Annotated in this window: 3 protein-coding genes; 2 read left to right on the top strand and 1 reads right to left on the bottom strand. The window is 71.8% G+C overall.

Annotation, left to right across the window (positions count from 1 at the left end; translation table 11 throughout):
• Nucleotides 1–247 precede the first annotated feature (247 nt).
• The gene (locus ACFV6I_RS29690; protein ID WP_380428616.1) at nucleotides 248–1,588 is read right to left on the bottom strand and encodes an MATE family efflux transporter; all 1,341 of its coding nucleotides are present in this window, start codon (nucleotides 1,586–1,588) and stop codon (nucleotides 248–250) included.
• A 452-nt stretch (nucleotides 1,589–2,040) separates the two neighbouring features.
• Between ACFV6I_RS29690 and dnaB the strand changes: the two genes are divergently transcribed.
• Together dnaB and ACFV6I_RS29680 are read left to right on the top strand one after the other, a co-directional pair.
• A complete protein-coding gene (gene dnaB, locus ACFV6I_RS29685) occupies nucleotides 2,041–3,687 on the top strand; it encodes a replicative DNA helicase (RefSeq protein WP_380428614.1) in 1,647 nt (548 codons plus the stop codon).
• 92 nt (nucleotides 3,688–3,779) lie between these two features.
• Nucleotides 3,780–5,246 (top strand): acyltransferase, encoded by a 1,467-nt coding sequence (locus ACFV6I_RS29680; protein WP_079135734.1) that lies wholly within the window; start codon nucleotides 3,780–3,782, stop codon nucleotides 5,244–5,246.
• Nucleotides 5,247–5,353 lie beyond the last annotated feature (107 nt).

Below are 5,353 nucleotides of genomic sequence, written 5' to 3'. Positions count from 1 at the left end.
CGCGGTGGCCAGCGCCGTGCGACGGTCGCTGCTTTCAGCAAGGTCCCGTAGCACCCGCACCGAGCCCCACACCCCCGCCCCCCCCCCCACCCTCCCCCCCCCCAGCGTCTCCAGATAAGCCCGGCCGCTGGCCCCGCTCGCCCCCCCCCCGGCGGCCCCGCCGCCCCTCGGTCGTGTTCCGGAGCGTTCGGCCCCTGCGCATTCGGTGTCGGCGCATTCCGTGCCGGAGCCCTCGGCCCCGGCGCCGTCAGCTCCGGACGGCCCCGGTGACCAGCCAGCGGCCGCCGCGCGCCCGCCCGACCAGGAAGGCCGCGCGGACCAGCATGAACAGGTTCATCGCCCACCACAGCCCGGCCAGCCCGGTGCCGGTGGCCGGCACCGCGATCGCCGCCGGGGTGAACACCGCCAGGGTCGCGATCGCCGCCCAGGCCAGGTAGGGGCCGTCCCCGGCGCCCATCAGCACCCCGTCCAGCACGAAGACCAGGCCGGCGACCGGCTGGCTGAGCGCGAGCAGCAGCAGGGCGGTGTCCAACTGCCCCTGCACCGCCGGATCGGGCGTGAACAGCGGGACGTACAGCGGGCGGGCGGCCACCAGCAGCAGACCCAGCAGCACGCCCGAGCCGATGCCCCACTCGACCATCCGACGGGTGGCGGCCCTGGCGCCCGGGATGTCCTCGGCGCCCAGGTAGCGGCCGATGATCGCCTGGCCGGCGATCGCGATGGCGTCCAGGGCGAAGGCCAGGAAGCTGAACAGCGTCATGGTGATCTGGTGCGCGGCCACCTGGTCGTCGCCCAGCCGGGCGGCCACCGCGGTGGCGATCATCAGCACCGCGCGCAGACTGACCGTCCGGACCAGCAGCGGACCGCCCGCCCTCGCACTGGCCCGGATGCCGGCCGCGTCCGGCCGCAGCGAGGCGTGCTCGCGCCGCGCCCCGCGCACCACCACGACCAGGTAGACGGCGGCCATCCCGGTCTGCGCGAGCACGGTGCCCCAGGCCGAGCCGGCCACCCCGAGCCCGGCGCCGTACACCAGGCCGGCGTTCAGGCCGATGTTGGCGGCGAAGCCCGCGATCGCCACCAGCAGCGGCGTGCGGGTGTCCTGGAGGCCGCGCAGCACGCCGGTGGCGGCCATCACCATGAGCATCGCGGGGATGCCCAGGGCGCTGATCCGCAGGTACGTCACGGCGTAGGGGGCGGCGGTCTCCGAAGCCCCCAGGACGTCGGCCGCCCAGGGGGCCAGCAGCACGGTGAGCAGCACCACCGGGACGGCCAGACCGAGGGCGAGCCAGATGCCGTCGACGCCCTGCTGGACGGCGCCGCGGCGGTCCCCGGCACCGATCCGGCGGGCCACCGCCGCGGTGGTGGCGTAGGCGAGGAAGACGAACACGCCGGTCGCGGTGGACAGCGCGGCGGCGGCGATGCCGACCCCGGCCAGCTGCGGGGTGCCGAGGTGGCCGACGATCGCCGAGTCGGCCATCAGGAAGAGCGGTTCGGCGACCAGCGCGCCGAAGGCCGGGACGGCCAGTGCGAGGATCTCCCGGTCGTGCCGGCGTCTGGAGGGGGTCGGGGCTGCGGGAGGGGCGGTCATGGGCTCCAGGCTACTCATCCACAGGTAATGACTGCTAGTGGCAGTTGTCTATTACTCGAATTCTTGAGCGAGGCGTTCGACCCGCTTCGCGCCCGCGGGGGTCCGGCTGTGTGTGAAGAATTTCTCATGCACAGGCCCGGAAAGAGGTAATACCTGGTCAACAGGTTGACGGTGGACAGATGGTCCGGTTATCCACAGGGCCTTCCACAGGGGCGTCCACAGCTTTGCGGCACTTCTCCACAGCCCAGGGCCGCTCGTCCACACCCCCTGTGGATAACCGCCTTGGCTGAACGGCTCCCGGCGCCTTAGCGTGGGCCCTCCGCCCGACACTCCCGCCCGCCCCGGCGTCCGATTTGTCGGTGCCGTGGCGTACAAAGAGGAGCGGCTCCGCTCCACCCAGCCACCGGCAAGACCCGCTCCAACTCGCACCACTCGCTGATCGGGGAACACGCGTGACCGGCCCCCAGTACGACGACCACGACGCCCCGCCGCCGGAGGAGGACTGGCAGCCCGCCGAGGACCCCTTCCCCGCCGGCGCCTTCGACGACACGTCCTTCCCCGACGGGCCCGGCGACCGGCTCCCGGTCTCCCGCAGCCGCTCCGGCCAGGGCGGCGGCCGGGACGGCAACCGCGACGGCGGCGGCCGCGAGGGCGGCTTCCAGAAGGGCGGCAAGGGCGGCCGGAGCGGCTCCCAGCGCGACGGTTCGCAGAGCGGTGGCGGTGGCGGCGGCTGGCAGCGCCGTGGCGACGACGAGGGCCAGGGCGGCGCGGACGGCTTCGAGCGCGTCCCCCCGCAGGACCTCGCCGCCGAGCAGTCCGTCCTCGGCGGCATGCTGCTGTCCAAGGACGCCATCGCCGACGTGGTCGAGGTGCTCAAGCCGGCCGACTACTACCGGCCCGCGCACGAGATGGTCCACGGCGCGATCCTCGACCTGTACGCCCGCGGCGAGCCGGCCGACCCGATCACCGTGGCCGGCGAGCTCACCAAGCGCGGCGAGCTGCAGCGCGTCGGCGGCGCCTCCTACCTGCACACCCTGGTCAACTCCGTCCCGACCGCCGCCAACGCCGAGTACTACGCCCAGATCGTCCACGAGCGCGCCGTCCTGCGCCGCCTGGTCGAGGCCGGCACCCGGATCGCCGGCATGGGCTACGCGGCCGAGGGCGACGTCGACGAGATCGTCAACGCCGCCCAGGCGGAGATCTACGCCGTCACCGAGCAGCGCACCAACGAGGACTACGCGCCGCTCGCCGACATCATGGAGGGCGCCCTCGACGAGATCGAGGCGATCGGCTCCCGCAACGGCCAGATGTCCGGCGTCCCGACCGGCTTCGCCGACTTCGACGCGCTCACCAACGGCCTCCACCCCGGCCAGATGATCGTCATCGCGGCCCGTCCCGCGATGGGCAAGTCGACCCTGGCGCTGGACTTCGCCCGCGCCTGCTCGATCCAGAACAAGCTGCCGAGCGTGATCTTCTCGCTCGAAATGGGCCGCAACGAGATCGCCATGCGCCTGCTGTCCGCCGAGGCCCGGGTCGCGCTGCACCACATGCGCTCCGGGAACATGACGGACGACGACTGGACCCGCGTCGCCCGCCGGATGCCCGACGTCAGCGAGGCGCCGCTGTTCATCGACGACTCCCCGAACCTGTCGATGATGGAGATCCGGGCCAAGTGCCGTCGGCTCAAGCAGCGCAACGACATCAAGCTGGTCGTCATCGACTACCTCCAGCTGATGCAGTCCGGCGGCTCCCGCCGGGCCGAGAACCGCCAGCAGGAGGTCTCCGACATGTCGCGAAACCTGAAGCTGCTGGCCAAGGAGCTGGAAGTCCCGGTCATCGCGCTCTCCCAGCTGAACCGTGGCCCCGAACAGCGCACCGACAAGCGACCGATGGTCTCCGACCTGCGCGAGTCCGGCTCGATCGAGCAGGACGCCGACATGGTCATCCTGCTCCACCGCGAGGACGCCTACGAGAAGGAGTCCCCGCGCGCCGGCGAGGCCGACCTGATCGTCGCCAAGCACCGTAACGGCCCCACCGCCACCATCACGGTGGCCTTCCAGGGCCACTACTCGCGCTTCGTCGACATGACCCGGGACTAGGACAGGACCTGGCACCGACGAGGGGCACCGGGGGGCCTCGTCCGACCGTCACCGAGGCCAACGCAGCAGTGTGATGAGCTACTGTCCGTGCGGTGAAAACGATACGACAGCTGTCCGCCCGCCGGGCCGGGGGAAGCACGAAGGCTCGGGCGAGCGGGTCGGCCAGTCGGCTGGGCTGGCTCGACGCGCTTCGCGGCGTGGCCGCCCTGGTGGTGGCGCTCCACCACTTCGACGTCCTGAAGATGCTGCCGGACGGGGTGGCGTCCTTCATCTGGTGGCACGCCGACCTGGGCCTCTACGGCGTCATGCTGTTCTTCCTGGTCAGCGGCTACATCATCCCGGCCTCGCTGGAGCGTCGCGGGGACGTGCGGGCGTTCTGGATCGGACGGATCTTCCGGCTCTGGCCGCCGGTGATCATCGGTATCACGGTGGCGCTGGCCATCATCCCGAAGGGCGACGGCTCGGTCGCGCTCTTCGCCACCGATCACGACCTGATCTACGTGGCCGCCAACTCGACCATGCTGCAGGACTTCATGGGCGTCTGGAACGGCCTGGGCGTCATGTGGACCCTCAGCTACGAGATGGTCTTCTACTACATGGTCACCGCGCTCTTCACGGTCGGCCAGCACCGCCGCAGCGGCCCGATCGCGGTCGGCTTCGCCGGCGTGGCGCTGCTCTTCGGCACCTCCATCGCCTCCCACACGCTGACCAGCGACATCACCTCGACCCGCAACCTGGTCTGGGGCTCCGTCCTGATCGTGCTGTTCGGCTTCGCCTGCGTGCTGAGCGGCCGGCCGAACCTGACCCGGGTCGGGGCGATCACGCTCGGTCTGCTGGGCTTCGTGCTGATGTACAACAACAGCCGGGCCCCGATGTTCGAGACCCTGATGATCTTCGCGACGATGTTCGCGGGCACCGCGATCTACCGGGCCGAGAACCGCCAGATCGACCGCCTCCAGGCGATCCTGTGCTGCGGCTTCGTGGTCGTCGCGGGGGTGGCCGTCGCCTGGATGTACAACCGTGACGGCATGGAGCAGAACACCTGGACGGCCGGCTGGATGGCCTGGGCCGGCTCCTACCTCGGGGCCTGGATCACGTTCGGCATCGGCATGGCGCTGCGCAAGCGCCGCTTCCCGAAGCCGCTCACCTGGCTCGGCGGGATCAGCTTCTCGCTCTACCTGCTGCACGTCCCGCTGGTCCACACCATCCAGCCGCTGCTGCACGTGCCCAAGGTGCCGCCGACGACCGGCGGCAAGCTGATCTGGACGGCCGAGTACCTCGTCGTGATCATGCTGGCGAGCTGGGTGATGTACCGGCTGGTGGAGCTGCCCGTGCAGAAGCTGGGCCGCAAGGTGGCCAAGGCGGTCGAGCGCCGCTGGCCGGGCAGCGCCCTGCAGCCGGCGGCCGCCGTGTCGATCGGGGCGCCCGCGACCGGCGAGGCCGCCGGGGCTGTTCCGGCCCAGTCCGGGGAGAAGGGCCAGGGCGGGGGCCAGGATCAGGAGAAGGATCAGGTGCCGGTCGAAGTCGGCGCCGGCGGCCCGGGGCAACGGGTCGGCTGACCGCCGCACGGACACACCGAGGGGGGGGCCCCCCACCCGGGGGGGGGGCCACCCGCTGCCGCGCGCTATTTCTTCTCGACGGCGGCGGAGGAATGACGGACGACGAA

The organism is Kitasatospora sp. NPDC059803 (assembly GCF_042732255.1).
Classification (GTDB): domain Bacteria; phylum Actinomycetota; class Actinomycetes; order Streptomycetales; family Streptomycetaceae; genus Kitasatospora.
This window is presented reverse-complemented; position numbering and strand designations above follow the sequence as displayed.

Coding starts and splice junctions, on each gene's coding strand:
- ACFV6I_RS29690 (WP_380428616.1), bottom strand. CDS start 1,588: ATGACCGCCCCTCCCGCAGCCCCGACCCCCTCCAGACGCCGGCACGAC.